Annotated in this window: 30 protein-coding genes; 20 read left to right on the top strand and 10 right to left on the bottom strand. The window is 56.0% G+C overall.

Features of this window, described 5'->3' with window-relative positions; translation table 11 throughout:
• Nucleotides 1–212: 212 nt before the first annotated feature.
• Together AC3GOJ_RS09355 and AC3GOJ_RS09350 are read right to left on the bottom strand one after the other, a co-directional pair.
• Nucleotides 213–788 (bottom strand): HdeD family acid-resistance protein, encoded by a 576-nt coding sequence (locus AC3GOJ_RS09355; RefSeq protein WP_488237200.1) that lies wholly within the window; start codon nucleotides 786–788, stop codon nucleotides 213–215.
• A gap of 70 nt (nucleotides 789–858) precedes the next feature.
• Nucleotides 859–2,658 (bottom strand): ABCB family ABC transporter ATP-binding protein/permease, encoded by a 1,800-nt coding sequence (locus AC3GOJ_RS09350; RefSeq protein WP_488237199.1) that lies wholly within the window; start codon nucleotides 2,656–2,658, stop codon nucleotides 859–861.
• A gap of 83 nt (nucleotides 2,659–2,741) precedes the next feature.
• Here AC3GOJ_RS09350 and AC3GOJ_RS09345 point away from each other — a divergent pair, with 83 nt between their 5' ends.
• On the top strand, nucleotides 2,742–3,137 hold the full coding sequence (locus AC3GOJ_RS09345; protein ID WP_488237198.1) for an acyl-CoA thioesterase: 396 nt from the start codon (nucleotides 2,742–2,744) through the stop codon (nucleotides 3,135–3,137).
• A 12-nt stretch (nucleotides 3,138–3,149) separates the two neighbouring features.
• Here the strand turns inward: AC3GOJ_RS09345 and ubiD are convergent, their stop codons facing one another.
• Nucleotides 3,150–4,631, bottom strand: coding sequence for a 4-hydroxy-3-polyprenylbenzoate decarboxylase (gene ubiD / locus AC3GOJ_RS09340; RefSeq protein WP_488237197.1), 1,482 nt, complete (start codon nucleotides 4,629–4,631; stop codon nucleotides 3,150–3,152).
• A 19-nt stretch (nucleotides 4,632–4,650) separates the two neighbouring features.
• On the bottom strand, nucleotides 4,651–5,523 hold the full coding sequence (ubiA, locus tag AC3GOJ_RS09335; protein WP_488237196.1) for a 4-hydroxybenzoate octaprenyltransferase: 873 nt from the start codon (nucleotides 5,521–5,523) through the stop codon (nucleotides 4,651–4,653).
• 114 nt (nucleotides 5,524–5,637) lie between these two features.
• On the opposite strand from ubiA, the gene bfr (AC3GOJ_RS09330) reads away from it, so the two are divergent.
• From bfr (AC3GOJ_RS09330) to AC3GOJ_RS09255, 16 genes are all read left to right on the top strand, one after another.
• Nucleotides 5,638–6,132 (top strand): bacterioferritin, encoded by a 495-nt coding sequence (bfr, locus tag AC3GOJ_RS09330; RefSeq protein ID WP_488237195.1) that lies wholly within the window; start codon nucleotides 5,638–5,640, stop codon nucleotides 6,130–6,132.
• Nucleotides 6,133–6,142: 10 nt separating this feature from the next.
• On the top strand, nucleotides 6,143–6,616 hold the full coding sequence (gene bfr, locus AC3GOJ_RS09325; protein ID WP_488237194.1) for a bacterioferritin: 474 nt from the start codon (nucleotides 6,143–6,145) through the stop codon (nucleotides 6,614–6,616).
• 126 nt (nucleotides 6,617–6,742) lie between these two features.
• Nucleotides 6,743–6,946, top strand: a complete 204-nt coding sequence (locus tag AC3GOJ_RS09320; protein WP_488237193.1) for a (2Fe-2S)-binding protein — start codon at nucleotides 6,743–6,745, stop codon at nucleotides 6,944–6,946.
• 58 nt (nucleotides 6,947–7,004) lie between these two features.
• On the top strand, nucleotides 7,005–7,634 hold the full coding sequence (locus tag AC3GOJ_RS09315) for an energy transducer TonB (RefSeq protein WP_488237192.1): 630 nt from the start codon (nucleotides 7,005–7,007) through the stop codon (nucleotides 7,632–7,634).
• 46 nt (nucleotides 7,635–7,680) lie between these two features.
• Nucleotides 7,681–8,397, top strand: a complete 717-nt coding sequence (locus tag AC3GOJ_RS09310; protein WP_488237191.1) for a MotA/TolQ/ExbB proton channel family protein — start codon at nucleotides 7,681–7,683, stop codon at nucleotides 8,395–8,397.
• A gap of 12 nt (nucleotides 8,398–8,409) precedes the next feature.
• Nucleotides 8,410–8,823, top strand: a complete 414-nt coding sequence (locus AC3GOJ_RS09305) for an ExbD/TolR family protein (protein ID WP_488237190.1) — start codon at nucleotides 8,410–8,412, stop codon at nucleotides 8,821–8,823.
• Nucleotides 8,824–8,829: 6 nt separating this feature from the next.
• On the top strand, nucleotides 8,830–9,045 hold the full coding sequence (locus AC3GOJ_RS09300; protein WP_488237189.1) for a hemin uptake protein HemP: 216 nt from the start codon (nucleotides 8,830–8,832) through the stop codon (nucleotides 9,043–9,045).
• A gap of 5 nt (nucleotides 9,046–9,050) precedes the next feature.
• The gene (locus AC3GOJ_RS09295; RefSeq protein ID WP_488237188.1) at nucleotides 9,051–9,257 is read left to right on the top strand and encodes a hypothetical protein; all 207 of its coding nucleotides are present in this window, start codon (nucleotides 9,051–9,053) and stop codon (nucleotides 9,255–9,257) included.
• Nucleotides 9,257–9,451, top strand: coding sequence for a hypothetical protein (locus AC3GOJ_RS09290; protein ID WP_488237187.1), 195 nt, complete (start codon nucleotides 9,257–9,259; stop codon nucleotides 9,449–9,451). Before AC3GOJ_RS09295 ends, AC3GOJ_RS09290 begins: the two co-directional genes overlap by 1 nt.
• 126 nt (nucleotides 9,452–9,577) lie before the next feature.
• Nucleotides 9,578–11,839, top strand: coding sequence for a TonB-dependent receptor (locus tag AC3GOJ_RS09285; protein WP_488237186.1), 2,262 nt, complete (start codon nucleotides 9,578–9,580; stop codon nucleotides 11,837–11,839).
• A 20-nt stretch (nucleotides 11,840–11,859) separates the two neighbouring features.
• Nucleotides 11,860–12,543, top strand: coding sequence for a Fe2+-dependent dioxygenase (locus AC3GOJ_RS09280; RefSeq protein WP_488237185.1), 684 nt, complete (start codon nucleotides 11,860–11,862; stop codon nucleotides 12,541–12,543).
• On the top strand, nucleotides 12,536–13,636 hold the full coding sequence (locus AC3GOJ_RS09275; RefSeq protein ID WP_488237184.1) for a hypothetical protein: 1,101 nt from the start codon (nucleotides 12,536–12,538) through the stop codon (nucleotides 13,634–13,636). Before AC3GOJ_RS09280 ends, AC3GOJ_RS09275 begins: the two co-directional genes overlap by 8 nt.
• A gap of 11 nt (nucleotides 13,637–13,647) precedes the next feature.
• Entirely contained in the window at nucleotides 13,648–14,133 is a 486-nt protein-coding gene (locus AC3GOJ_RS09270) for a hypothetical protein (RefSeq protein WP_488237183.1), read from the top strand.
• Between the two features lie 100 nt (nucleotides 14,134–14,233).
• The gene (locus tag AC3GOJ_RS09265) at nucleotides 14,234–14,647 is read left to right on the top strand and encodes a DUF2946 domain-containing protein (RefSeq protein WP_488237182.1); all 414 of its coding nucleotides are present in this window, start codon (nucleotides 14,234–14,236) and stop codon (nucleotides 14,645–14,647) included.
• A 97-nt stretch (nucleotides 14,648–14,744) separates the two neighbouring features.
• On the top strand, nucleotides 14,745–17,114 hold the full coding sequence (locus tag AC3GOJ_RS09260) for a TonB-dependent receptor (RefSeq protein WP_488237181.1): 2,370 nt from the start codon (nucleotides 14,745–14,747) through the stop codon (nucleotides 17,112–17,114).
• Nucleotides 17,115–17,124: 10 nt separating this feature from the next.
• On the top strand, nucleotides 17,125–17,400 hold the full coding sequence (locus AC3GOJ_RS09255; protein ID WP_488237180.1) for a hypothetical protein: 276 nt from the start codon (nucleotides 17,125–17,127) through the stop codon (nucleotides 17,398–17,400).
• Nucleotides 17,401–17,421: 21 nt separating this feature from the next.
• On the opposite strand, the gene AC3GOJ_RS09250 is transcribed toward AC3GOJ_RS09255, so the two are convergent.
• The 6 genes from AC3GOJ_RS09250 to AC3GOJ_RS09225 form a co-directional block, all read right to left on the bottom strand.
• Nucleotides 17,422–18,069, bottom strand: a complete 648-nt coding sequence (locus AC3GOJ_RS09250; protein ID WP_488237179.1) for a hypothetical protein — start codon at nucleotides 18,067–18,069, stop codon at nucleotides 17,422–17,424.
• 88 nt (nucleotides 18,070–18,157) lie between these two features.
• Nucleotides 18,158–18,604: a copper chaperone PCu(A)C gene (locus AC3GOJ_RS09245; protein ID WP_488237178.1), complete on the bottom strand. Its 447-nt coding sequence runs from the start codon at nucleotides 18,602–18,604 to the stop codon at nucleotides 18,158–18,160.
• A 90-nt stretch (nucleotides 18,605–18,694) separates the two neighbouring features.
• The gene (locus tag AC3GOJ_RS09240) at nucleotides 18,695–19,465 is read right to left on the bottom strand and encodes a metal ABC transporter permease (protein WP_488237177.1); all 771 of its coding nucleotides are present in this window, start codon (nucleotides 19,463–19,465) and stop codon (nucleotides 18,695–18,697) included.
• A 9-nt stretch (nucleotides 19,466–19,474) separates the two neighbouring features.
• Complete coding sequence (locus tag AC3GOJ_RS09235; RefSeq protein WP_488237176.1) at nucleotides 19,475–20,389, bottom strand: metal ABC transporter substrate-binding protein; 915 nt, start codon at nucleotides 20,387–20,389, stop codon at nucleotides 19,475–19,477.
• A gap of 135 nt (nucleotides 20,390–20,524) precedes the next feature.
• A complete protein-coding gene (locus AC3GOJ_RS09230) occupies nucleotides 20,525–22,138 on the bottom strand; it encodes a hypothetical protein (protein WP_488237175.1) in 1,614 nt (537 codons plus the stop codon).
• Between the two features lie 69 nt (nucleotides 22,139–22,207).
• Nucleotides 22,208–22,615 (bottom strand): hypothetical protein, encoded by a 408-nt coding sequence (locus AC3GOJ_RS09225; protein WP_488237174.1) that lies wholly within the window; start codon nucleotides 22,613–22,615, stop codon nucleotides 22,208–22,210.
• A 115-nt stretch (nucleotides 22,616–22,730) separates the two neighbouring features.
• Here AC3GOJ_RS09225 and AC3GOJ_RS09220 point away from each other — a divergent pair, with 115 nt between their 5' ends.
• The 3 genes from AC3GOJ_RS09220 to AC3GOJ_RS09210 form a co-directional block, all read left to right on the top strand.
• A complete protein-coding gene (locus AC3GOJ_RS09220) occupies nucleotides 22,731–23,192 on the top strand; it encodes a hypothetical protein (protein WP_488237173.1) in 462 nt (153 codons plus the stop codon).
• A gap of 5 nt (nucleotides 23,193–23,197) precedes the next feature.
• Nucleotides 23,198–23,515, top strand: a complete 318-nt coding sequence (locus AC3GOJ_RS09215; RefSeq protein WP_488237172.1) for a DUF2149 domain-containing protein — start codon at nucleotides 23,198–23,200, stop codon at nucleotides 23,513–23,515.
• Nucleotides 23,515–24,310, top strand: a 796-nt coding sequence (locus AC3GOJ_RS09210) for a cobaltochelatase subunit CobN (protein WP_488237171.1), incomplete at its 3' end; no start/stop codon positions are given. The genes AC3GOJ_RS09215 and AC3GOJ_RS09210, both read left to right, overlap by 1 nt.

The raw sequence follows: 24,310 nt of genomic DNA, 5'->3' as shown, positions 1-24,310 counted from the left end.
GGCAGGCTGGAACATCGTCAAAGTGGATGACAAGCGCCCGTTTAAAATCCCATCCCTCGCAGAAGCACAAAACCAGGTGCGACAGCAGATTGCCCAACAGCAACGAATTGAGTTGCTTAATAAACTGAGGGGTGAGGCTAAGATTCAAACTCCCTGATCAAATCGACAATAAAAAACCCAGCTTAGGCTGGGTTTTTTATTAGTTCATAGGCTTATTTCACAGCGTTTTTGGCGGCCAGTCCTAGGAAGAATAAGCTCCACCCCTGAAGCAGCAACTCAATGGCAATCAGCATGCCTGGTACCCAGGTGCTGTTGTCCGGCCAGCCCGCCAGAATCAGGCCGCCCAGCAGAATCGACAAAGCGGCAGAAACCAGCGGCAGGAACCAGCCACTAAAAGCCGTATGCTGAAACGCCGTCATCAGACGGAGCGCGCCTGTGGCAAAGAACAAGGTTGCCAGATAGAGTGTCACACCTTCAAGCGCTGCTGCCGGGGACACCCAGACAATCACGCCGATGGCGATATAGATTAGCGAGAACACCATCTGGATGGACACCGACTTCCAGCCTTTGGCCTGCAGTGCATGCAGCGCCTGCATGACGCCAGCCGCAAGTGCAAAGCCGCCCATCAGACTGATCGATGCGATTGAGAAAAAGGTTTCGGCAAAGATGCCGATCGAACCGAGAGCAATCATCAGCAGGCCCATCCAGATCAGGGTGCCCGGCCGGTTAGCCACCGCCCCCAGCACTTTGGCCTGAATTTCGGTCAGTTGGGAAGTAATTAATGCCATAACATCGTCCTTGTCGTTCCGTTTACAAAATGAGCTGTGACTACCATACAAACAGCCTGGCTATTCTACGCTAAGCCTCTGTGCGTTCCTGCTGCTGCAAGGTCCACATCTGCGCGTAGATCCCCTGGGCAGCGAGCAGTGCCGCGTGTTTGCCCCGTTCAATGATGTGACCGCCATCCATCACAATGATTTCATCTGAATTCATCACGGTGGAGAGACGATGCGCAATGATCAGCGTTGTCCGACCCTGGGCGGCAGTCTCCATGCTGGCCTGGATCGCCTTTTCGGTTTTGGAATCCAGGGCGGAGGTCGCCTCATCAAACACCAGGATCGGCGGGTTTTTGAGAAGGGCGCGGGCAATCGCCACACGCTGCTTCTCGCCACCGGATAGCTTCAGGCCGCGTTCACCGACCTTGGCCTCGTAGCCATCGGGCAGCGTCTCTACAAATTCATGGAGGTGAGCAGCTTTGGCGGCAGCAATCACCTGTTCGCGTGTGGCCTCCGGGTTCCCATACATAATGTTGTAATACAACGTGTCGTTAAACAGCACCGTATCCTGTGGCACGATGGCAATGCCGCTGCGTAGGCTGTGCTGGGCGATCTGCCGGACGTCGATACCGTTCATCATAATGCGGCCCCCTGTCACATCATAAAAACGGTAAATCAGACGTGCCAGCGTGGACTTACCAGCGCCGGAGTGGCCGACCACCGCCACCGTCTTGCCGGCCGGAATTTCAAAAGACACATTGCCGAGAATCGGGCGATTCGCATCGTAGGCAAAATCAACACGGTCAAACATCACGCTGACCGGTGCCGCAGGGAGGGCGCGGGCATCCGGCGAATCCACGATTTCCCGCTGGGTATGCAGTAGCGCGAACATCCGCTCGATATCCGTGAGTGCCTGACGAATCTCACGGTACACCACACCGAAGAAATTGAGCGGCATATACAGCTGGATCAGAAAGGCATTTACCAGGACCAGGTCACCTACCGTCATCGTGCCAACCACCACGCCCTGGGCCGCATGCCACATCATCGCCACCAGCCCCGCCACAATAATCAGTTGCTGGCCCATGTTCAACATAGTGAGTGTCATCTGGCTGCGCACCGAGGCGTCTTCCCAGCGGCGCATGGCCTCATCGTAGCGGTTGAGCTCGAAGGCTTCGTTGTTGAAATACTTCACCGTCTCGTAATTGATCAGGCTATCAATGGCCCGTGTGTTGGCCGCCGAATCAGCCTCGTTCACTGCCCGGCGGATATGAATGCGCCAGTTGGATACCACCACCGTAAAGGCCACGTAGCAGACGATGGAGAGCAGCGTGATCCATACAAAGACCTGGTCGTACTTATAGGCCAGTACACCCATCACCAGCAAGAGCTCGATCACTGTCGGCAGGATTGAATAGAGCGTGTAACTGATCAGATTGGAAATTGCCCGGGTGCCCCGGTCGATATCGCGCGACACACCGCCCGTCTGGCGTTCCAGATGGAAGCGTAATGACAGCTGGTGCAGGTGCGTGAAAACCGATAGTGCAATGCGTCGTATGGCCTGCTGGGTCACCCGCACAAACAGAATTTCGCGCAGCTCGGTAAAACCCGTATTGGCCAGACGCATCACACCATAAAGCAGCAGCAGACTTATCGGTAGCACCAGCAGCGCCTGTTGGCCACCGCCCAGATCATCGATCATCTGCTTGAAGATCATAGGGACATACACACTGGCCAGTTTGGCCAGCAGCAGACAGCCAAAGGCGGCTAGCATCCGGGCCTTATAGGCCCAGAGCCAGGGCAGCAGGGATTTCAAGGTACTCCAGACATGCAGCGGCTGATTGCTGGCGGAGCCGACCGGTTTGTTTCCATGACGCGACATGCGCTTTGACCTTTTTTCGTTTTATCGGCCTTAATGACCTTAAAATAACAACCTGTAGTTTAAATGTTTATAGCGCCAACATCATGATCGATACGCCCTGCCAACTTCCCGACCTGACCCCCGTGCTCAAGGTCATTCCCATGCCGGCTGATGCCAATCAATACGGCGATGTCTTCGGTGGATGGACCATGGGTCATATCGACCTGGCCGGTGCCGTCCTCGGCCACAAGGTGGCACGCGGCCGCATCGCCACCGTCGCCGTCAACACCATGCAGTTTCACCAACCTGTATCGGTAGGTGACATCGTCAGTTTCTTTGCTGAAGTCGAGAAGCGTGGCCGTACCTCTGTCACCATCAAGGTGCAGATGTATGCCGAACGCCATCCGGCCAATCCGGTCACCGTCAAAGTGACCGAAGCACTCATCACGTATGTCGCGCTGAATGCCGATGGCAGCAAGCGCGAATTGCCCGCTGCCTAAATGGGCTAGGGCTTAAAGCCCCAGCTCGGCCCACATCGCATCAACACGAGCCTTCACAGCCGGGTCGTGCGTAATGGGCGTGCCCCATTCGCGACTAGTTTCACCGGGCCACTTGTTGGTGGCATCCAGCCCCATCTTGCTGCCCAGACCAGCCACGGGCGAGGCAAAGTCAAGGTAATCGATCGGCGTGTTGTCCACCAGCATCGTGTCGCGGGTCGCATCCATGCGCGTGGTCATGGCCCAGACCACTTCTTTCCAGTCGCGAATGTTTACATCGTCGTCCACCACGATAATGAACTTGGTGTACATAAACTGACGCAGGAAACTCCATACGCCCATCATCACCCGGCGCGCATGCCCGGCATATTGTTTACGAATGCTCACCACCGCCAGGCGGTAAGAACAGCCTTCCGGTGGCAGATAGAAATCCGTAATTTCCGGAAACTGTTTCTGTAGCAGGGGCACAAACACTTCGTTGAGCGCTACCCCCAGCATCGCCGGTTCATCAGGTGGTTTGCCGGTATAGGTGGAGTGGTAAATCGGGTTCTTGCGCATCGTCATGCGCTCAACCGTAAACACCGGGAATTCGGCCTGTTCGTTGTAATACCCCGTGTGGTCGCCGTAAGGGCCTTCTAGCGCCGTTTCGCCGGGATTCAACACGCCTTCCAGCACAATCTCGGCGGAGGCGGGCACCTGCAGGCTCGACCCTAGGCACTTCACGAGTTCGGTTTTCTTGCCGCGCAGCAGCCCGGCAAATTGGTACTCCGACAGCGTATCCGGCACGGGCGTTACGGCACCCAGAATCGTCGCTGGGTCGCAGCCCAGCACCACCGCCACCGGGAAAGGTTGGCCCGGATTGGCCAGTTGATGATCGCGAAAATCCAGGGCGCCACCGCGATGCGCCAGCCAGCGCATGATCAGCTTATTGGGTCCTAGGAGCTGCTGGCGGTAAATGCCCAGATTCTGGCGGGTCTTATTCGGCCCACGCGTTACGGTCAGACCCCAGGTTACCAGCGGTGCCACATCACCCGGCCAGCAATGCTGGATCGGCAACGATGTAATATCCACATCTTTGCCTTCAATGACCACATCCTGGCAAGGTGCCGAAGACACCTGTTTCGGTGACATCGTCAGCACCTGTTTGAGCAGCGGTAGCTTCTCCCAGGCATCCTTGAATCCTTTGGGCGGTTCCGGTTCTTTCAGTACCGACAGTACCTTGCCGACCTCGCGCAGTTTGGTTAGCGCTTCAGCTTCGGTCGCCACATCCTGCCCCATGCCTAATGCCACGCGGCGTACAGTGCCAAACAGGTTGCCCAAAACCGGCGTGTTAAATCCCGTGGGATTCTCAAACAGAATTGCCGGCCCGCCTGCGCGCAGCACCCGGTCGCAGATCTCCGTCATCTCCAGATGCGGGCTCACCGGTACGGTGATTCGTTTCAGTTCACCCATCTGTTCCAGCTGGGCAATGAAGTCGCGTAGGTCGTGATAGTTCATGGGGTCGTGTATCCGCAGGTCAGATCAGCGTATCGAGCAGAATGCCGGCAAAGACTGCGGCACCAAACCAGTTGTTATGCATAAACGCGGCAAAGCAGCGCGTGGTGTCCCGGTCACGGATTAGCGTGTAGTGATACAGCGCAATGCCGCCGGCAACGACCAGCCCGCACCAGTATGGCCAGCCGAGCCCCAGAGAGACACCGACGCCGGTCAGAATTAATAGCGTTGCCGCGTAACACAGCATGATCGCTGTTACATCAAAACGCCCAAAGGTAATGGCCGAGGTTTTGATGCCGATCTTAAGATCATCCGGCCGATCCACCATCGCATACTCGGTGTCGTAGGCTACCGCCCAGAAAATATTCGCCAATAATAGCCACCAGGCTTCCGCCGGCACCGTGTGGTCAATCGCGGCAAAGGCCATGGGGATCCCGAAGCCAAAGGCAATGCCCAGGTATCCCTGGGGAATCGCCAGAAAACGTTTGGTGAACGGGTACGATGCCGCCAGAAACACGGCAATCAACGCCAGAACCAGCAGCAAAGGACTCATGATCGGTAGTACCGTTACCGCGGCCAGCGTTACCAGCACCACAAATACTGCAAGGGCTTCACGCGGTGTCACCCAACCAGCTACCAGCGGCCGATCCTTCGTGCGGGCCACGTGCCCATCAAAATTACGGTCGGCCAGATCGTTGATCACGCAGCCGGCAGAGCGCATAAAAAATGTGCCCAGCGTAAAAATCACCAGCACCAGCAAGGGTGGTGTGCCATCGGCTGCCAGCCACAGCGCCCAATAGGTCGGCCACAACAGCAATAGCGTACCGATCGGGCGGTGCGCTCGCATTAGTCGCAGGTACTGAGTCAGCTTGGGAGGTGGCGCGGTGTGTGTCATCCACGCATTTTACGAGAAGCCATGGTGGCTGTCTGTTTAACGTTCTTAATCAGACAGAATCTACTGCAGGTATACTGAAAACGAACAAAAAGTCGTCACTACTGGAGAAGCGACATGCAAGGCAACCCACAGATTATTGATACCCTCAACAGCCTCCTGGCCGGTGAGCTTACCGCCGTCGATCAGTATCTGATTCACGGCGAGATGTATGCCGATATGGGCCTTGGTCAGTTGGCTGAAAAATCCCTACACGAATCAGACCATGAACGTCAGCACGCTCGTGCGCTGATTCAGCGGATTCTGTTTCTCGAAGGCAAGCCGGATCTGAGCAAGCGTGAAGCGCTCAATGTGGGTAGCACTGTGGAAGAGATGCTCAAGGCCGATCTGGCCGTGGAATACCACGTGGTTAAAACCTTAACGGCTGCCATCGCCCAGTGCGAAGCGGCAGAGGATTTTGTTACCCGTGAAATGTTGCGCGTTCAGCTCGACGACACCGAGATGGATCACGCCTACTTCTTAGAAAAACAGCTGCGCCTGATTCAACTCACCGGTCTGCAGAATTACCTGCAAAGCCAGATGGGCGATGTCGCGCCGGATGCAGGCGTCTGAGGGGTTGGAGATGAAAGGTAATAAAAACGTTATCGACACACTCAACCGCGTACTCACCAATGAGCTGACCGCGATTAACCAGTATTTCCTGCATGCGCGCATGTTCGGCAACTGGGGGCTGGAGCAGCTCAACGAATACCGTTACAAGCAGTCCATCCGTGTCATGAAAGAAGCGGATGAGCTCATCACCCGTATTCTGTTTCTAGAAGGTCTGCCCAACCTGCAGCAGCTGGGCAAGCTCAGCATTGGCGAAACAGCCGAAGAGTGTCTGGCCTGCGACCTAAAGTTTGAAGTTGAAACCCAGCGACCGAAACTGGTTGAAGCCATCACGCTTTGCGAAGCCGAGCAGGATTATGTCAGTCGTGAATTGCTCGAAGAGCTGCTGGAAGGGTGTGAAGAAGCCATCGACTGGCTAGAAACCCAGCACAGCCTGATTGCGGCAGTCACCCTGCCTAACTACCTGCAGCAACAGATCGGGGAGTAGCATCAGCGCCACGGGAGCGGCGGTGTTGTAAAAATGCCGCACCGTAGCAAAATGAGCATCAGATTGTATTGACAACGATTCTCATTCATCTAAAATGAGGCCTCTTTCAGGGTAAAGGGGCTTCTCATGTACATCTGTATTTGCAACGCAGTCACTGACCGTCATATCGAAACAGCGGTTAGCGAAGGTGCGCTCACGGTAGAAGACCTGCAGCGCAAGCTGTCGCTCGGCAGCCAGTGCGGCAGCTGCAAAGCGTGTGCCAAAGAATGCCTGAATGCCATTCACCAAGAGAATCGGGCTTTGGCCGCAGCGGCGCCCTGTTTTATTTAGCTATTGTTGAGAATATATCTCGTTCGCCTTTTCATTCAGCACCATTTGTCCCTTCCCGATGTCACTAAACCACGCCCTACCGCCCGAAAACGATTACCGCAAAACCGCACTGTGGGTTTCGGTGGTGCACATCGTGGCACTGGTGTTGGTCGCATTCTGGGCATTGATCTTTGTCACGCACCCCGAGCCCCTGGTGATGATGGCGGAAATGGTGGACCGTGAGTCTTCCGCCATGGTGCAAACCATCAAAAAACAGGCCGTCAAAGATCAGCGCCAGGAGAAAAAAGACAAAGTCGTGACGAAGGAAACAGCTGTTTCCCAGGAACAGGCCTCGACCAAAAACGTTGCAGGTGATCCGGCGGCCGCCCCGGTGCATATGCCGGATGCCAGTGCCTCAGATTTGCATAACCCCAAGCCGCCTTATCCACCCGTTAGCCGTAGCAAGGGTGAGCAGGGCATCGTGCTGCTCAAAGTCTGCGTAGCAGCCACCGGCGCTGTGGATTCGGTCGATGTCGCGAAAAGTTCTGGCTATGTCCGGCTGGATCGTGCCGCGAATGACACCGTTAACCGCTGGCGTTTCAACCCGGCACGTAAAGGTGGCCAGGCTATTCCCATGTGTTACCAGCTGCCCATTCGTTTCTCGCTGGATCAAGCCGGTCCTGCACCAACTGCGGCACCCGCGCAATAACCATCCCCTCCATTTTTCTTTTGTATAACTTCAAGGCAACTGCATCATGAACGAACAACTGGGTTTGCTCCACATGCTTCAATCGGGCGGCATCGTCATCATCCTGACGGCGATCGCCCTGCTGGTCATGTCCATCATTTCCTGGACCGTCATCATCACCAAAGGCCTCGGTGTCCAGCGTGCCAAAAAGCAGGCGGCTGCCGTTCAGAACTTCTGGCACAGCAGCGACCTGGCGCATGGCCTGCAAGCCCTGGAGACAGAGCCCGGCCAAGCCAACCCCTTCAAGCAATTGGCCGTTGAAGGGCAGAGCGCTATGCAGCACCATCGTCATAGCGATAAACAATTACACGATTCGCTGGATCTCAGCGATTGGATGACGGGTAGTCTGAGCAACGCCATTGATGATGCCAAAGACCGTCTGAGCCAGGGCCTGGCGCTGCTGGCTTCTATCGGTTCAACAGCCCCCTTTGTCGGTCTCTTCGGCACCGTGTGGGGCATCTACCATGCACTGCTCACCATTAGCGATGCGGGTAGTGCGGGTCTCGACAAAGTCGCTGGCCCAGTGGGTGAAGCGCTGATCATGACAGCCTTCGGTCTGGTCGTCGCTATTCCTGCGGTACTGGGTTACAACGCACTGGTGCGTGGTAATGCCTTCATCATCGGCAAGCTCAATCGCTTTGCCTACGACCTGCATGCCTTCTACGTCACCGGTAACCGTATTGAACGCCCTCAGGCCGTTCGTCGTGCCGGCACTCACGGCTAAGGATCAAGCATCATGGCATTCGGAAGCCTCGACAACAACGACAGCAATGTCATGAGTGAGATCAACATGACGCCGCTGGTCGACGTCATGCTGGTTCTGCTTATTATCTTCATAGTCACCGTACCGGTGATGAAGCACTCGCTGGAGATTGATCTACCCAAAGTCTCGACCGCACCGCAACTGGAAAAACCGGATGTGGTGAAACTTGCAGTCGATGCCAAGGGCGGCTATCGCATCAATAATGTGCCGGTATCCGAAGAAGCCATGAAGAAAGAACTGGCAGAGATGGCAACACAGCAACCGCAGCCGGTGGTGCATATTTACGGCGACAAGCAGGTGGTCTACGAGCGTGTCATCGGCGCTATGGCGGCAGCCAACAAGGCCGGTATCGAAAAAGTCGGCTTCGTGACGGATCCGGGTAACTAAAGTCTTATGGTCAATAAACCGGCAAATAGTCTGGCACCCCGCCTGTTGCAGGTGGCGGGTGCGACGGCGCCGCAGAAAACCGGCGTCGCTTCGGCAGATGCGGTCAAACGCGTGAGTAGTCGCGCGCTGCTCGGCCAGGCTAATAGCCTCATTATTGACCACGAAGGCGTCAGCTATGTGCTACGCGCCACGCGCCTCGGCAAACTTATTTTGACCAAGTGAACATCATGACTGAATTTAAAACTATTCGTTTTGGCCTCTTGTTGCTCACGCTGCTCATGACCGCCAGCTTTGTCAGCGGCTGTTCGCATACCGGCGCCGTGCATTACGCCAATGACTACACCGTCAATCCCGATGCCGATGTTGAGAACGAAGAGCTCATGGCCGAAACCGGTATGACCAGTATAGGTGGTGGTCCCGGCGGTTATCGCTGATGAAAATTTGGTCTCTTGTGCTGTGGGGTGGCCTTACAGCCTGCCACAGCACGGGAGAAGTGATGGTTCAGCCCTACCAGAATGCATTGAATCCGGTAGAGCCCACAGTAGTAAACCGACAGCTCATGGATGAACAGAACGCCACGACGCTATCGGATGCATTAAAAAATGTACCGAGTGTGACGCGTTGGTAGCACTCGAAATCCGCAGTAATCATCAAAATTTGTCGTAGCCAGCCGTACAGAGGCCAAGCCTCCGCGATGCAGCCAGCCAATTAAACCCCTCGTGACAACACGGGGCTATTGGATATGGAACATCGTATGAAAAATCACAAACATCGTAAAAAGCAGCCGCGAGCGGTTGAGAAGTCACAAAAGCCCCAGCGCATGTCTACCCTTGGGGCCACCATTGCAGCGCTCATGGTTACCCCGCTCACAGCGATTGGTCAAACCAGCGACGAAGTGCAGACGCTGAAAGAGGTCCAGGTGCGCGCCCAAGCGGACGGTCTGGAGATCAACCGCTACAACGTTAAAACAACCAAGGCGGGTAAGTTCGAGCAGGATGTGGCGGAGGTGCCGCAGGCCATTACGATCGTGCCGGATACGCTGCTGACGGATCAGAACGCGACGACGCTGGAAGAGGCCATGAAGAATGTGCCCAGCGTCACCTTCAACTCGGGCGAAGGCGGCCGTATTGGCGACAACATCAATATCCGCGGTTTCTACACCTTTGGTGACATGTACATCGACGGTATGCGTGATACCGCCCAGTACAACCGCGACGTCTTTAACGATGCGGCCATTGAAGTACTGCGTGGTTCCGCCTCCATGCTCTTCGGCCGTGGCCAGGCCGGTGGTGTGATTAACCAGGTTTCCAAGAAAGCCTTTCTGGACAACAAGAGCAACGTCAGCGTCATCGGTGGTAGTTTCGACTATTTCCGGAGCACGGCTGATGTCAACTTTGTTGTTAACCGTGAGCAAAGCTCGGCAATCAGAGTTAACGCCGTTGTGCAGGATTCCGGTAGCTCGCGTAATCAGGTGACCAACCACACGCAAGGTATAGCACCCTCTTATTCCTGGGGTATCGGTACCTACAACCAGATTGACGCCAGCTATTACTATCTCAAAACGAACTTGGTACCCGATTACGGTATCGGATTTAACAGCCAGTCTAAAAACCCCGTCAATGTGCCAGCCTCGACGTTCAGCGGCACCATCGCCGATATTGAGAATAATGTGACCCAGTTCGGCAACCTGAGTCAGAACTACAGTTTTGATAAAGACACCTCGCTGGTGACTAAACTCAAATATGCCAATTACACCCGCGCACTCTGGGCAAACAAAGGCCGTGGTCAGAACCCGAATAGCACGGATCCGTTGCAAAACAATCCGTACCCCGTCCAGACCTTGAGCCTGGCCCCACCGCGTGGCGCTAATGAAGAAACGCTGGCCTTCCAGTCAGATTTCAACAAAACCGCGAAAGCCTGGGATATGGAACACACCCTGCTGGCGGGTGTTGAATATTACCGAGAACATGTTTATCGCTACAGCTATAACACAACCGGTTGCCAGCCAACCTACAGCCCGAGTAATACGGGATGGATTACGGTGAATAACAACAACCTGGTGCGTGATTACTGTCAAAACGGCTATGCTAATTTGGTCAAAACACCAAGCACCGTCTTTGCCTATCAATCGAACTCTTATGCTGTTTACGGCCAGGATATGGTGGAGCTCACGCGCGGCGTGAAAGTGATGGGTGGCTTCCGCAACGACTGGTTGAACGCGGTCTATAACCAGCCCAACTCGACGACCGGTCTTAAAAATCAGGGGCTTGATTTTTCGGCACAAAGCTATCGCGCCGGCCTGCTCTATGAGCCGATGCCCAGATTCGGCACTTTCTATTTGTCCTGGAGTGATTCGTTCAGCCCAACAGCCGATTTGTACCAGCTGTCAGCCGGCGCACAGTTGCCCGCAGAAACCAGCGAGCTGACGGAAATTGGTTACAAGGGCGATATTAATGACCTGGGATTGTCCTTCCGTGCCTCGCTATATCATCAGGTCAAGAACTACGAACGCAATACGGACCTCGAGAGCACCGCCCAGTTACGCTCACAACGCCGTCATACCGATGGCGTTGAGTTTGAACTGACCGGGAGCCTCACGGAAAAGTGGGACATCTTCAGCGGTATCGGTTTGATGGATTCGCGTATCGATATCCCCGCCAACCCGGCTGCCACCCAGATGGTGGGCCAGGCACCGTCAAATAGCACGCCTTACACTTTCAACCTGTGGACCACCTACCAGTTGCCGCATGGCTGGAAAATCGGTGGGGGCGTCAACGGCATGGGACGTCGTAATGTTTATGGCCAAACAGGTGCTGCCTACAACGCCCCGAACTGGGTTCAGGCCCAGGCTACCGTCGATGGCCTCTTACAGTACGACGCTAAAAACTACACCGTGCGCTTAAACGGTTACAACCTTTTCAATACCACCAACTACGTTTCCCTCTACGAAAACGGCGGCTTCGCCGTGCCCGGTACCTACCAGGCATTTCAGCTGGGGCTGACGTACAAGTTCTAACGTCGAGAAAGGACGCCATCATGCTCTTACATATTCCGCAGGTGCTCACCAAGCAGCAGGTGAATGACATTCGTCAGATTATCGATGGGGCGGATTGGGCAGATGGCGTCGTCACGGCGGGTAGCCAATCGGCTAAGGCCAAGAACAACACCCAATTGCCGGAAGACGGCGATGATTGTAAAAAAGCCCGCACCATCGTATTGCATGCCCTCGCCACTAATGACCTATTTCTGACCGGCGCATTGCCCAAGCGGATTTATCCGCCGCTGTTTAACTGCTACACCGGCCAGAAAAATGCCTTTGGTAACCATATTGATAATTCGGTGCGCACGCACGCCGCCACCGGTCGTCATGTGCGTACGGATGTGTCGTGCACATTGTTCTTGACTGAACCCGAAGACTACGACGGTGGCGAGCTCGTCATCGAAGATACTTACGGCGCGCAACGCATCAAGTTTGCCGCGGGCGATATGGTGCTGTATCCCAGCTCCTCCGTGCATCGGGTTGAGCCGGTGACGCGTGGCGCCCGCATCTCCTGTTTTTTCTGGACAGAGAGCATGGTCCGTTCCGACGAGCAGCGCCGTCTGCTCTACGATCTGGATATGTCCATCATTGAACTACGTAAAGCGCATGGTGAAACCGACGAGGCGATTCGCCTGACCGGCGTGTATCACAACCTGCTGCGCATGTGGGCTGATGTCTAAACGCGCACTCCTGTTTTTTGTAGCACTCTGTCAGACCGCATGGTCTTTTGCCTCGGAACGGCCAGATTACTCGGCCTACCGAGGCAGTTTTTTTATTCCCTACACGGCAGACAGCAGCTTTGAACAGCACCTCAAAGTACGCGTCCGTATTAATGGCGGACCAGTGGTTGATATGCTGCTTGATACCGGCAGCAGTGTGACCCTCATTAGCCAGGAACTCGTGGCTGATTTTGATTCTAATGGTCCTCAGGGCCTGACAGAACTCGCCGAAAGCGGGCAAATCAACCGCGGTACATTCAGCCCGCTGCGCATCGAATTTGTGGATGCCGAAGGTGAGGGCAGAGTGGCCGGCCAGGCGGCTGTCAGCAACCTCAATGGCCTGGTTGTGTCAGAGATCATCTGTGCGCCCGATGCCGAACTGGCTAAAGCCTGTAAAGCAGGTCCGGCCGAGAAGCGGGTTCGGCGCATCGGCATTGGTTTCGGCCAGCGCGATGGTGTTGCACTGTTTAATTTGCCGCAGGTTCAAAATGGCCAGTTGCGCGCAGGATTCGTGCTCGAACCTGATGGCATTCGAATCGGGTTGACTAATGACGCGACTAATAACGATTTCAATCTCGTCAAACTGGAAAAACCTCGAGTCGAAGGTCTGAAGCAAAACCTCTGGGCTTATCCGCAGGCCGACCTCACGGTCAATGTTGTTGATAACGACATGCCCTATCTGGTGCACGGCCGTTTTCTCATGGACACCGGAATCCGCTCCACGCTCGCCGGCATCACCGGCGCGCCCCGTCATGGCAAGATTCCCAACGGCACCGAGGTGTACATCACACCGCGCTGGCTCAATGACAGCGGGCCCCAGATCCGCTGGATCGAGGGCAACGGCCCAGCGGCGCCGCTAGCGCGCGGCCATTGGACCAAAATTTTCGAGGACGTCGTCACCGGTTGGGGAGACCCGTTTATCAACACCGGTATTCGCCCCCTGCTCAATTACCGTTATCTTTATGATGCCGAGGGTGGCTACTGGGGGTTGGCATCCCGTTCAATCGAAACGGTTGACGCTGTCCATGAAAGCCGAGAAACTCTGGGGCGTTAACAGGAGCGCCCATGATGAAAATCGCATTACCCATATCGCTGACACTCGTTGCTGCGCTGACGGGTTGTGCCGGTTCGCTCACCGTCAACTCGGTGCCACAGGGCGCGCTGATCAGCAGCAACCAGCAGGCACTGGGGCAGGCGCCGCTAGTGATCATGCTGACTAAGGATTCGGTCCAGCGCTTCCCTCTGGCAGCGAATGGCTGCTACACGGCCCCGGGTTTCAGCGCTCAATGGGCCAGCGGTGCCGAAGCGTCCTCACCGGAAAGCACCGCACTGTGTCAGGGTCTTGATGCCGATTACACCGTGACCATACCGCGCCCTGCCAATGCACCCGGTCTCGACAAGGATCTGCAAGTGGCGAATCAGCGGGAGAACGTGCTGGCGCAGCAGGCTCAAGCCCAGGCCATCAATAATGTCGCCAATGCGATTGAACTCAATGCCATGATGGCTGGCCCGGGCATGGGCTACGGTCCTTATGGTCCCTGGGGATACTGAGCTTGCAACAAAACCCGCAGAATTTGATCTAGGTCAATTCGGCGTGTATTTGTTTGGCAATCAGGCGTTGGTTCATAGATAATTCTTCACGGTATTGTCTATGAACGCCCAATTTCAGACCTTCCTGCCGATATACAACCGCCAGCCTCTCAGAATGACACTGAGCCGCTGGCTGTTGGCACTCGTCGTCTGCTGGCAGGCGCTGATCATGTTGATGCCTGTGGCGCAAGCCAAAGCCGCTGCCGGTGAAGGCAACTGGGAAACGATCTGTACCATGCAGGGCAGCAGCCAGGTCTGGGTGACGGGCGATGATACCGGTAGCGACAGCCAGGCTAAATCCGGTGGCCATTGTCCGCTCTGTCTCATGAGCCAGACGGGTATTGCACCCCCTTCCGTTTTTGACTTCAAGATGCACCAGGCTGCGGGTGCTGAAGTCGGTCAGTTGGCCTTTACGGCTGTCTATCTCACCCGGGCCTGGTCTGAGCCAGCCACTGGGCCCCCTGCACAACTTTGATCTGACCCGAGCTACCGGCCTGCATTGCCGGTGATTGTGTCTGCTTGCCGCCTGGCCAGGTGCCGCGGCAACAGCACCCGTCTGATTGGAGTTGTTGATGAAGTCTCAAATTTATATTCGCAAGCCTTATGGGTTTGCACGGCAGCCGCTTGCGCTTGCCCTGAGTTTTGCTTTTGCCAGTTCGTTTAACTCGCCGGCTTTGGCCCAGGAAACCACTGCCGAGCCGGTAAACGTGGATGTGAGCGCCACCCGTTATGATGCTGATGCGGTGGTCGTTGGCAAAGAGCTGGCCATTCAACAAGCCGCTAATGTGGATACCGCGACCCTGATGACCAATGTGTCAGGGGTGGCATTCCAGGTGGGCGGTGCGGTCTCGAGTATTCCCGTACTCCGTGGTCTGGCGGATGATCGCATCAGTGTTCTGCTTGATGGTGTGGATGCCTTGCCGGCCTGTCCGAATCACATGAATACGCCGCTCTCATATGTTGATCCATCGAGCATCAAGAGCATGGCCGTTTATAAGAGCTATAAGCCGGTGAGCATTGGCTTCAATAGCATTGGCGGTGCCATTGTGGCGAGTACTGGGCAACCGACCTTTGCCGAAGAGAGACAGAATCTCATTACCGGTAATGTCGGTGGCTTCTACAACACCAATAACAACAATATCGGTGCCAACCTGAGCATTACCGCGGCTACCGACTGGTTGAGTCTGAGCTACACGGCATCGACATCGTCAGCCAACAACTACACTGCGGCCAGAACATTCCATACCGGACAACAGACCACCGGCACAACCAGTGGCAACCAGGTGTTGCCGGGCAATATGGTGGGTTCGACCTCCTACGAATCGACCAATCAGGCAGTCGCGCTGGCGCTCAAAGCAGACAAGCATACCGTTCAGCTCAAGTACAGCTGGCAGGATATTCCGTACGAAGGTTACGTGAACCAGCGGATGGACCTCACAGGCAATCAGCAGCAGCGTTACAACCTGCAGTACTGGGGAGGCTATGACTGGGGCAAACTCGAAGCACAGGCGTACTTCGAGCAACTGAATCACCAGATGAACTTTGGCCCCAACAAGCAGTACGACTACGGTAATAACACTACGGGTATGCCGATGAATACCAATAGCAATACTGCCGGGGTCAAGGTCAAAGGCGATATTCATCTTTCGGAAGCTTCGCTGCTCAGAACCGGTGCCGAATGGCAGCGCTATTACCTGAATGACTATTGGCCATCCTCGGGTACGGCCGGCATGATGCAGCCCTACACCTTCCAGAACATCAACGGTGGCCTACAGCAGGCAGCCTCGGTTTTCGGTGAGTGGGCGCAGCGTTTGACGCAGGGCTTGAAATCCGAGCTGGGGGTGCGCTATTCCCTCATTAATTCATCAACCGGTAACGTGCACGGTTACCAGCCTGGCTTCGCGCCAAGCAGTTTTAACGCGCAACCCGGTCAAGGGCCTTGGGCTGGCACTGGTTATGTGATGCCACATTCGGGCACCTGCGGTGCCGGTAATCCGTGTAATGAAATTAACGAAGCGGCGGCCTTCAACAATGGCAGCCGGAGTGCGACGTTCAACGATATCGATATCGTGCTGACGACCAGTTACCAACACAGCGACCGGCAGGATATGCAGCTGGGTCTGGCCCGTCAGGTGCGTGCCCCCAACCTGTACGAGTTGTACACCTGGTCCGCCTGGAACATGGCTGCCATCATGAATAACACCGTCGGTGATGGTAATGGCTACTTCGGCAACCCCAACCTGAAACCTGAAACAGCCTACACGGCATCCGCGGTGTATGACCTGCATACCGAAGAGCGGGACTACACGGTCAAGGCATCACCCTTCTATTCCTATGTTGAAAATTATATAGACGCAGTGCAGTGGAGCGGTAACTCGGTGATTGGAGCGCCCAATATCACCTTATTGCCAAACCAGTTCGTCACGATGCGTTATGTGAATCAGAACGCCAATCTGGCCGGTATCGATTTGGATGGCCAGATGCCGCTCGCCAAAACAGACTTTGGCCGATTCAGTGCCCAGGGCCTGTTCAACTGGACTTATGGCAAAAATCTGGTGACCGGTTACGGTTTGTACAACGTCATGCCGGTCAACGGTAAGTTGAACTTTAGCCATCAGTTCGGCGGCTGGGATAACCAGCTGCAGTTTATTGCTGTGGCGAACAAGAACAATTTCCTGTCAGTCGAGCGTAATGAAATCGCCACGCCCGGTTACTTCCTCACCAACCTCAAAGCCAGCTACTCATGGTCGAAGGTGCGTGTCGATGCCGGTATCAACAACCTGTTCAACACCTTCTACTACCAGCCCCTGGGCGGAGCTTACCTGGGCCAGGGTAGAACCATGAGCATGAACCCGAGCGCTGCTCAGGGTGGTCCGCAGTGGGGCACAGCTGTGCCGGGTATGGGCATCTCGTACTACACCGCCTTCAACTATAAATTCTGAGGAGCGCATCATGGCACGTACAAGTCGACAGTCGCACCTGAGCCCGGAAGGGCTCAAGGCCATGCGCAAAAAACTCGGTCGCAATCAGCGGGATTTCTGGTCCATGTTCGGGGTATCTCAACCTGTGGGTTCCCGCTTCGAGAAAGATCTCACGCCATCGGTACCGGTTGCGATGCTCGTCTGGTTACGCACACACCATAAATTATCGGATCATGATCTGGCCGACGCCCTGGAGGCGCTGGGCGTTGTGCCTGGCGCAGCTAACCAGGATCAGATGGCTGCATGAGGATCAAGCGGGTCTGTTGCTTTAATGGATCCGCTTGATATCCACTGCCAGATGAATCGCTTTGCAGGCTTTGATCAGCTTGTCGAATTGGGCACGGTCGGCATCGGTTAATGCCTGGCTATCCGGACGGGCTTGCAGCGCATATTCCGAATCTTCGAGCTGACGCACAAACTCGATGGCTTCCTGGGCTTTTTGCTGCCGATCACCAGGAATCAGGTTATACACGGCAAAATAGAGCGAACTCAGGCTGCGATTCTGTAGCTCCGGCGATAGCGGGAACAGACTTTTGAACAGGCCGTTCAGTGCCTTCTTGGCATCGCCCACCGTTTGTGCCCGGCGCAATAGATATTCCATGTTATCCAGTCGATTCTGGATTTCGAACAAGTGCGATACCAGTTGCTGGTGGTTCTGCTCTTTGATCTGGTAACTGTGTTGTACCTGCTGAATCAGCGCCGCACCCCCAGTGAGTACTACGGAAGACAGCAACCACATGCCCACCGAGCTGTTCAGAAAATCCATCAATTTCTTGCCAAAGCCGTGAGGTGCCGGCGACGCCGAAGCGGGCCCTGCCGTTTTCGGTGGTGCCGCAGCCGCGGCGAGCTGCTGGCGTATCTCGTGGCGTAGCTGTTCTTCAGCGCTGATGCGTTTGATGTCGTTGTCGTTCAGCATGGCAAATATCGCGGCAAAAATCTCATTCTAATCGCTAGCCAGAAAAAAGCCCCTGCAGTTCAGGGGCCTTTCGGTGAATCCGGAGAGATTAGTGACCTGCGTGCGCGGCCTTGTCTTTGACCTTGGCTTGTAGCGTCACTTCACCGGCCTTCTCGAACTTCACCTTGATCGGCAGCGTTTCTCCAGCCACCAGCGGACGGTTCAGACCAATCAGCATGATGTGATAACTACCTGGCTTCAGCTTCAGCTCGCCATTGGCTGGGACGTCCATCGCCGGGACCTGCATCATCAGCATCTTACCGTCGGCCATTTTCATATCGTGCAGTTCAGTGGCCTTGGCACAATCGCAGTTCGCCGAAACGATCTTGTCGGCTGCACCCTTGTTCTTCACTTCAAAATAGGCGGCAGACACCTGACCTGCTTGGCCAGTGCGTGCCCACACATCATCAATACTCAGATTGCCCACTTTGACATCGGCGGCAGAAACGCTGGCGGCTGCACACAACGCAACCGTAGAAAGGACGAAACGACGCATGGCAAGACTCCCAGAGTTAACGTAATGAACCATTCTAGGCGTAAGCGCCAACCGCCGTCGAAGAAATTGCCGGTTTGGGTCATGCCATATTCAGACAGAATAAGGCTGTTGCCTTTTTGCCACGGTGGCCGTGATGGCACCACAAAGCGCCAGTGTCCAAACAATCATTGGACCCGTTGGCAGGTCCAGCAGCGCTGAAGCACCCAGCCCGAGGAGGTAACCTGCTACCGCTAGGCCATAGGCCACATGCAGTCGCTGGCGGGGATGCGTGAGCTGAGCAGTGCTCAGTGCAGGAATGATGAGCGTGGCAAACACCAGGTAGACGCCCACCATTTGCACCGATAGTGTAATGGCGACGGCAAATAAGGCATAGAACATAGTGTGACTTTGTCGCGCGACCCAAAGCGCAACGAGAAGCACGCCTGTCAGTGCGCCGCTGGTGATGAGCTGTTCGCGGGATACCCAGAGAATCTGCCCGGAGAGCAGATCGGTCATATGTTCACCCGCATGTGGGTCACCGGCTAGTAACAACATGCCAGCAGTCGCTGCCAGCGCGAATAGCGTGCCGATCAGCGGTTCCTGATAGCGTTGTGTCAGTCGCTCACAGCGCAACAGCAACAGCGCTGCACAAAGGGCTAGCAACATGGCCCCTGTTTGGGTGAGTATCGGTGGCGCATCCTCGCCAATAACCACGGTGACGAGCAGTGCGCCCAGACCCGCCACCTGGGCAATGGCCAGATCCATGAAAATGATGCCCCGTGACAAGACCTTGAAGCCCAGGGGAATGTGCGTGCTGATGACCAGCAACCCGGCCACCAGGGCGGGGAGCAGGATGTCGGCAAAGACAGACAAATCGTTCATCGGGTCAGTTTACTTCAGCCCGGCCAGCAGGCGCTGAATCGTATCTTCGTAGAGATCCGTCAGTGATTTGGCCTGGGCGTTGCCTCCGACTGTGAATGGCAGCACGACCATAGGGATGTTGGCCTTTTCTGACAACCACTTTGAAGGCGCATCACTGATGTATGCTGATGCAATCACCATCCGGCCCTGCAGCGTCTGCTGGCGCTGTAACACATCCGCCAGCTGTCGGCTCGAAGGCTCCACGCCGGGGCGAGGTTCGAGTACGCCTACCTGATTCAACCCCAGCCACGCATTCATGTAGGGGTAGCCATCATGCTGATACCAGACCTTCACCCCTCGCAAAGGGGCTGCCTGCTTCTGCCAGCGTTGCAGATTCAACTGCCAGCTCTGATCAAACTGGCTGAGCCTTGTCTGATAGTAGGCGGCGTTTTCCGGATCCAGTTGCTGCATGCGGGTGCTGATGGCCCTCGCAATCGGCAGTAGGTTGCGCGGATCGGTCTGGATGTGCGGATTGCCTTCTGCGTGGACATCGCCCATCGTCCGATCCACCGTTGCCGGCACATCCAGCATTCGTACATACTGGCTGGCAACCAGATAACCGGGTCGGTTGTTCAGAATCTCCGGATTGTTGGCCTCGCGTTGCACCGTGAGTAACCAGCCGTCTTCCAGCCCCGCGCCCGTGGCAATCAGCAGATGGGTCGAGCGTGCTTTGGCAATCAGCGACGGCCGTGCCTGAATCCGGTGTGGGTCCTGTAGCCCTGTGGTGGCGGTGTACACCTGCACCTTGTTACCCCCTAAGGCTTCTGCCAGCGCACCCCATTCGGGAACGGTAGCAAAGATCTTCAGGTCGGCATGGGCCAGAGACGAAAGGGCAGCAAATGAAAATGCTGCAGCGAATTTAATGGTTGAAATAGAAATTTTCATAAAACCTCCAAAAAGGTAGTGCGAACCGACTTCAGGACGAGGCGCACCGCGCGCAGCGACCGAGACATATCAGGTCGATAGGCGAGGGAGCGAGCACGGAGCAACAAAGTCATGAGTCTGTGCAGCCTGCCGTAATTAGTACTTGTGAGAGCCGTGGGCGCCGAGAGACATGATGTACTGAAGGAAGATTGCGTTGTTATAAACGCCCGGACCAAACGCGTTGTCGCGGGCCAGCTGCAGACGGATCAGTGAGTATTCCGAGTTCGCCCAATCCATCATGATCGTGTTGCGATAGGGATCCCAACCGCTCTGGATCTGCGAACCGGCCAGGGCTTCGGCAGGTAGGCCAAAGCTATTCGTGCCATTGAAGACGCGGTCATAACGGTAACCAGCACGCCACTTCGGAATGAACTGATAGATGCCCTGGGTATAGAAGCCCTGCTGGTTCTGAGCGAAGTTGCTGCCGTTACAGCCAGTTGAAACGACTTCTGTTTCAGGGTCTCCAGTAAAGCAACCTGTGCTCGACGTCATGCTGCCACTCTGTTTGTTCCAGAACATTTCACCCTGGATCTTCAGGTTTTGTGAGGTCGGGTTACCAAAGGGTGCCCAGCGGTAAACAAAGTCGGCAATCCAGGTCGTGTTTCCACCGGAGAAATTCAGCTGGTTTTCATTGGTGAGGGTATAGGTTGCCTGATTGGCAGCAGCGCCACTACCCGTGGTCGAGCGCACCCACGACACCCCTCCTTGCCAGGAGTGTGAGTCACCAATGTCGCCACCGGTCTTGGCAAACAGCGTGCCCAGGCGCGGTTTGTTCTGGTTGAAGTTACTGTTAAAGCTCTCACCGTAACCGTTGGAGCCTTGCGCAATTTCGCCACCGAACTTGAACAGCATATTGTCAGTGGGGGCGATCCAGCTCAGCTGGGCACCGGTTTCATTCAGCTGACCACCGAACACTTGCTTATAGACTAACGGCAGATCCACGAAGTCCCATTCGTGCGGGTGCTTGTCGTTCAGGTAACCTACGTTCGACCAGTATTTACCGGCCTTGACCTTGGTGCCCCAAGGCAGACCCAGCGTTTCAGCATAGGCTAGTTCGGTCTTGATGGCCGTGGTATTGCCCTCCTGCTCAAGGACAAAGCGTGCTTCTGCGCGGAAGAGGTTATCCACGGCCCCCATGAAAGCCAACTCGGTTTCACCAATCGAGAAGCCACGAGGGACCCCCTCGGCCCCGTTCGGTAGGGTGCCGGCAAACGCATTTGTCGGGTTCTGGCTTTGGGAGGAATACTTCGCGTCTAGGAATAGTTCCACCCCCAGATCGATGGTGCGATCCTTGCCGCCCAGGTTCGGGAATGGCGTTGGTGCGGCAGCAGCAGGTGGGGGCGCCACGGCCGTGATGGCATCTTCGACAGATTCGGCTTTGGCCACACGCACTTGTGCAGGCGTTGTAGTTTTGGCGGGCGGCTCCTGGCGTGCCTGAGCCAACGGCACGGACGTTGCTTTTGCCGGGCTCGTGGCGCGGGCGCTCAGTTGCGTGTTTTCTTTCTGCAGCTGGCTGACCTGGTTTTCCAGCGTGGCGATCCGTTGCTCGTATTCCGAGCGGATCTGGCTCAGGCTGGCCTGAATCTGCTTGAGCTGAGTCTGAACATCCGGTGCCTCCTGGGCATGGAGCGGGGCGCTAAAAACGGCCGGGGCCATGCAAAGGGCGTGAATAAGCGTGCGTACACGGGCACGCGAAGTCTGATAAAACATAGGCGTCTTTCCTGAATAAAACGACAGCACACCCTGGTGTCAACCACGGTGTCGGGGACATACAACGGTTCAGGAAAAAGCCGGGGGGGCGCGTTGGCGGGCGCGTTCCGGTGTCAGATAAGGCGTATTGGGCGGTAGCGCCCTGGCCAGCAGCATCGATAGCGTTAAGGCCAGCGTTAGTGTCAGGCTGCCGGTCAGCGCGGCACCGTGGGCCTGATGCTCCAGGCAGATCAGGCAGCCCGGCCCATCATGTGATACGGGTGCACTGTCGTTAGCCAGTGCTGAAGCCGCGCCGACGGCGGTCAGCGTCAGGATCGGTTGGCTACTGTGCTCTACCACATGGCGATTCAACCCCCATTGCGTGGCCAGCAGCGCGCATACCAGCAGCGCCGCCAGGAAAGCACGGTTCCCGGTGGCGAAGCAGTAAGCGAACAAGCGGGCCAACGAAGCTGGACGCAATGACGTGGGGTAGAGCATAGAACGAGGATTCTACAGGCTTTCAGATGAAAATCGTTTTCAATCGTTATGCCGTGATTCAACCTATAATTCACCCACATGCCGCCGCGCGGCATTGCTCAACCTGAGGTGCCTTGTGCTTGAAGTTCTGTTTCTGCAATTAACGCAGTGGCTGTTGCTGCCCATTCTGGGACTGATCGGCCTCGCTTTCCTGTATGCGCTCTGGATGAGTGGCACGACCGTGGTCGAAGCCTGGCAGCGTCAAACCCAACCTGGTTATTGTTGTCTGGGAAATAACGCACAGCAGAGTATGGAAGAAATTGAATTACAGGCACTTCGCCACATCGAACCGCTACGTCTGCTCAGCCGGGTAACCCCTATGCTGGGTCTGATCGCCACCATGATTCCACTCGCCCCGGCATTGCAGGGGGTGGCCAGCGGTCAGGGGAACGCCGCACTGGCCGTGTTCAGCGATGCCTTCTCCGGCGTTATCCTGGCTCTAGCCACGGCGGCCATCGGGTTGGTCATTTATTCTGTGCGTCGCCGCTGGTTATTGACCGAAATTCTGGCCATCAAGAAGTCGCGCGAACAAGGTTGAAGGCTATGTCACTCAAGCATTTCAACATCTTTGACGATGACGATGATGACCCCATGCTCTCGTCGATCAACCTCGTCGACGTGTTTCTGGTGCTCGTTGTTGCCTTGCTGGCTGCCGTAAATCTGTCCGAGAACAGTGCCGCTACCGCGGAACATAAAACCGAACTCATCATTCGCGAAAACGGCGAAGAGATCCGTTACCAGGGTACCGGTGATGCCGCACAAGGCGAGGGTATTCGTGCCGGGGTCGCCTACCGCCTCAAGGATGGCAGCATCATCTATGTGCCGGAAAAGACGGCGGGGGCCAGCGGGAAAAATCCCTGATGGTCGATTGCGTTTATCGCCGCCTGGCACGGTTGTTGTGCCGATGGTTGGTCGTTGCCTTGCTCCTGGGCGCTGCGGGCGCACAGGCGAAAACCTTGCTCTGGCTCACGGCGGATATTACGCCGGCAGCCCGTACGGCATTGCTGAAGCAGCAGGCAGAAGCCCATGGCTGGACATGGATCCATATCGACGTCCCGCTGAATCTGCCGCAGGCAGATCGCCCAGCTATGGCACAGCGCATAGAGGGTGCCGCCCGCCAGGCGGAATTGATACTCATCGATGCGCCGCATCCGACGGCTGTGCGGCTTTTGCAGGGGCTGGCGCCAACGCAGGCAAAATTACCCGCCAACGCACCCAACGCACCGCGGCTCGCCGCGATACCGCCGATCTGGGTGATCGACAATGCCGGCTCGTCCGCAAGCGCGCCGACCAATAACGCTATGGCTAAACCCGCTACTGCTGAAGCCCGGCTGGCTGAGTATCTGCGCGATGGCGGGTTACAGAACACCCGGTATGCCATGGATCTGGCGGATCAGCTCGTTGCGTCTGGGTCGCTCGGCGCCGCTGCCTCCGCCTGGACACAGCTGCCACCGCCCAAAGCCTTCCCGAACCGGGGCATCTATTTCCCCGGCGCCACGGATTTCTTCGAGCGCGTGCCAGACCTCCAAGCATGGATGAACACACAACCAGGATTGCGCGGCCGCCCCAGTGTGGCGGTACTCGTGCATCGGCACCACTTTGTGAATGGCGACACCGGTTGGCTAGATGATTTACTGAACCGCTTTGCCGGGCGGG

The organism is Fluviibacter sp. (assembly GCF_057744235.1).
The sequence above is the reverse complement of the archived record's forward strand: the minus strand, read 5'-3'. Positions and strand labels throughout refer to the sequence as shown.

What these genes read in the sequence shown, in the direction of transcription:
- AC3GOJ_RS09345 (WP_488237198.1), top strand. Translation starts at nt 2,742, where the DNA reads ATGATCGATACGCCCTGCCAACTTCCCGACCTGACCCCCGTGCTCAAG.
- AC3GOJ_RS09245 (WP_488237178.1), bottom strand. Translation starts at nt 18,604, where the DNA reads ATGCGTCGTTTCGTCCTTTCTACGGTTGCGTTGTGTGCAGCCGCCAGC.
- AC3GOJ_RS09225 (WP_488237174.1), bottom strand. Translation starts at nt 22,615, where the DNA reads ATGCTCTACCCCACGTCATTGCGTCCAGCTTCGTTGGCCCGCTTGTTC.
- AC3GOJ_RS09255 (WP_488237180.1), top strand. Translation starts at nt 17,125, where the DNA reads ATGGCACGTACAAGTCGACAGTCGCACCTGAGCCCGGAAGGGCTCAAG.
- AC3GOJ_RS09355 (WP_488237200.1), bottom strand. Translation starts at nt 788, where the DNA reads ATGGCATTAATTACTTCCCAACTGACCGAAATTCAGGCCAAAGTGCTG.
- bfr (WP_488237195.1), top strand. Translation starts at nt 5,638, where the DNA reads ATGCAAGGCAACCCACAGATTATTGATACCCTCAACAGCCTCCTGGCC.
- AC3GOJ_RS09265 (WP_488237182.1), top strand. Translation starts at nt 14,234, where the DNA reads ATGAACGCCCAATTTCAGACCTTCCTGCCGATATACAACCGCCAGCCT.
- bfr (WP_488237194.1), top strand. Translation starts at nt 6,143, where the DNA reads ATGAAAGGTAATAAAAACGTTATCGACACACTCAACCGCGTACTCACC.
- AC3GOJ_RS09310 (WP_488237191.1), top strand. Translation starts at nt 7,681, where the DNA reads ATGAACGAACAACTGGGTTTGCTCCACATGCTTCAATCGGGCGGCATC.
- AC3GOJ_RS09300 (WP_488237189.1), top strand. Translation starts at nt 8,830, where the DNA reads ATGGTCAATAAACCGGCAAATAGTCTGGCACCCCGCCTGTTGCAGGTG.
- AC3GOJ_RS09350 (WP_488237199.1), bottom strand. Translation starts at nt 2,658, where the DNA reads ATGTCGCGTCATGGAAACAAACCGGTCGGCTCCGCCAGCAATCAGCCG.
- ubiD (WP_488237197.1), bottom strand. Translation starts at nt 4,631, where the DNA reads ATGAACTATCACGACCTACGCGACTTCATTGCCCAGCTGGAACAGATG.
- AC3GOJ_RS09260 (WP_488237181.1), top strand. Translation starts at nt 14,745, where the DNA reads ATGAAGTCTCAAATTTATATTCGCAAGCCTTATGGGTTTGCACGGCAG.
- AC3GOJ_RS09230 (WP_488237175.1), bottom strand. Translation starts at nt 22,138, where the DNA reads ATGTTTTATCAGACTTCGCGTGCCCGTGTACGCACGCTTATTCACGCC.
- AC3GOJ_RS09240 (WP_488237177.1), bottom strand. Translation starts at nt 19,465, where the DNA reads ATGAACGATTTGTCTGTCTTTGCCGACATCCTGCTCCCCGCCCTGGTG.
- AC3GOJ_RS09295 (WP_488237188.1), top strand. Translation starts at nt 9,051, where the DNA reads ATGACTGAATTTAAAACTATTCGTTTTGGCCTCTTGTTGCTCACGCTG.
- AC3GOJ_RS09315 (WP_488237192.1), top strand. Translation starts at nt 7,005, where the DNA reads ATGTCACTAAACCACGCCCTACCGCCCGAAAACGATTACCGCAAAACC.
- ubiA (WP_488237196.1), bottom strand. Translation starts at nt 5,523, where the DNA reads ATGACACACACCGCGCCACCTCCCAAGCTGACTCAGTACCTGCGACTA.
- AC3GOJ_RS09275 (WP_488237184.1), top strand. Translation starts at nt 12,536, where the DNA reads ATGTCTAAACGCGCACTCCTGTTTTTTGTAGCACTCTGTCAGACCGCA.
- AC3GOJ_RS09215 (WP_488237172.1), top strand. Translation starts at nt 23,198, where the DNA reads ATGTCACTCAAGCATTTCAACATCTTTGACGATGACGATGATGACCCC.
- AC3GOJ_RS09235 (WP_488237176.1), bottom strand. Translation starts at nt 20,389, where the DNA reads ATGAAAATTTCTATTTCAACCATTAAATTCGCTGCAGCATTTTCATTT.
- AC3GOJ_RS09290 (WP_488237187.1), top strand. Translation starts at nt 9,257, where the DNA reads ATGAAAATTTGGTCTCTTGTGCTGTGGGGTGGCCTTACAGCCTGCCAC.
- AC3GOJ_RS09320 (WP_488237193.1), top strand. Translation starts at nt 6,743, where the DNA reads ATGTACATCTGTATTTGCAACGCAGTCACTGACCGTCATATCGAAACA.
- AC3GOJ_RS09250 (WP_488237179.1), bottom strand. Translation starts at nt 18,069, where the DNA reads ATGCTGAACGACAACGACATCAAACGCATCAGCGCTGAAGAACAGCTA.
- AC3GOJ_RS09270 (WP_488237183.1), top strand. Translation starts at nt 13,648, where the DNA reads ATGATGAAAATCGCATTACCCATATCGCTGACACTCGTTGCTGCGCTG.
- AC3GOJ_RS09305 (WP_488237190.1), top strand. Translation starts at nt 8,410, where the DNA reads ATGGCATTCGGAAGCCTCGACAACAACGACAGCAATGTCATGAGTGAG.
- AC3GOJ_RS09280 (WP_488237185.1), top strand. Translation starts at nt 11,860, where the DNA reads ATGCTCTTACATATTCCGCAGGTGCTCACCAAGCAGCAGGTGAATGAC.
- AC3GOJ_RS09285 (WP_488237186.1), top strand. Translation starts at nt 9,578, where the DNA reads ATGAAAAATCACAAACATCGTAAAAAGCAGCCGCGAGCGGTTGAGAAG.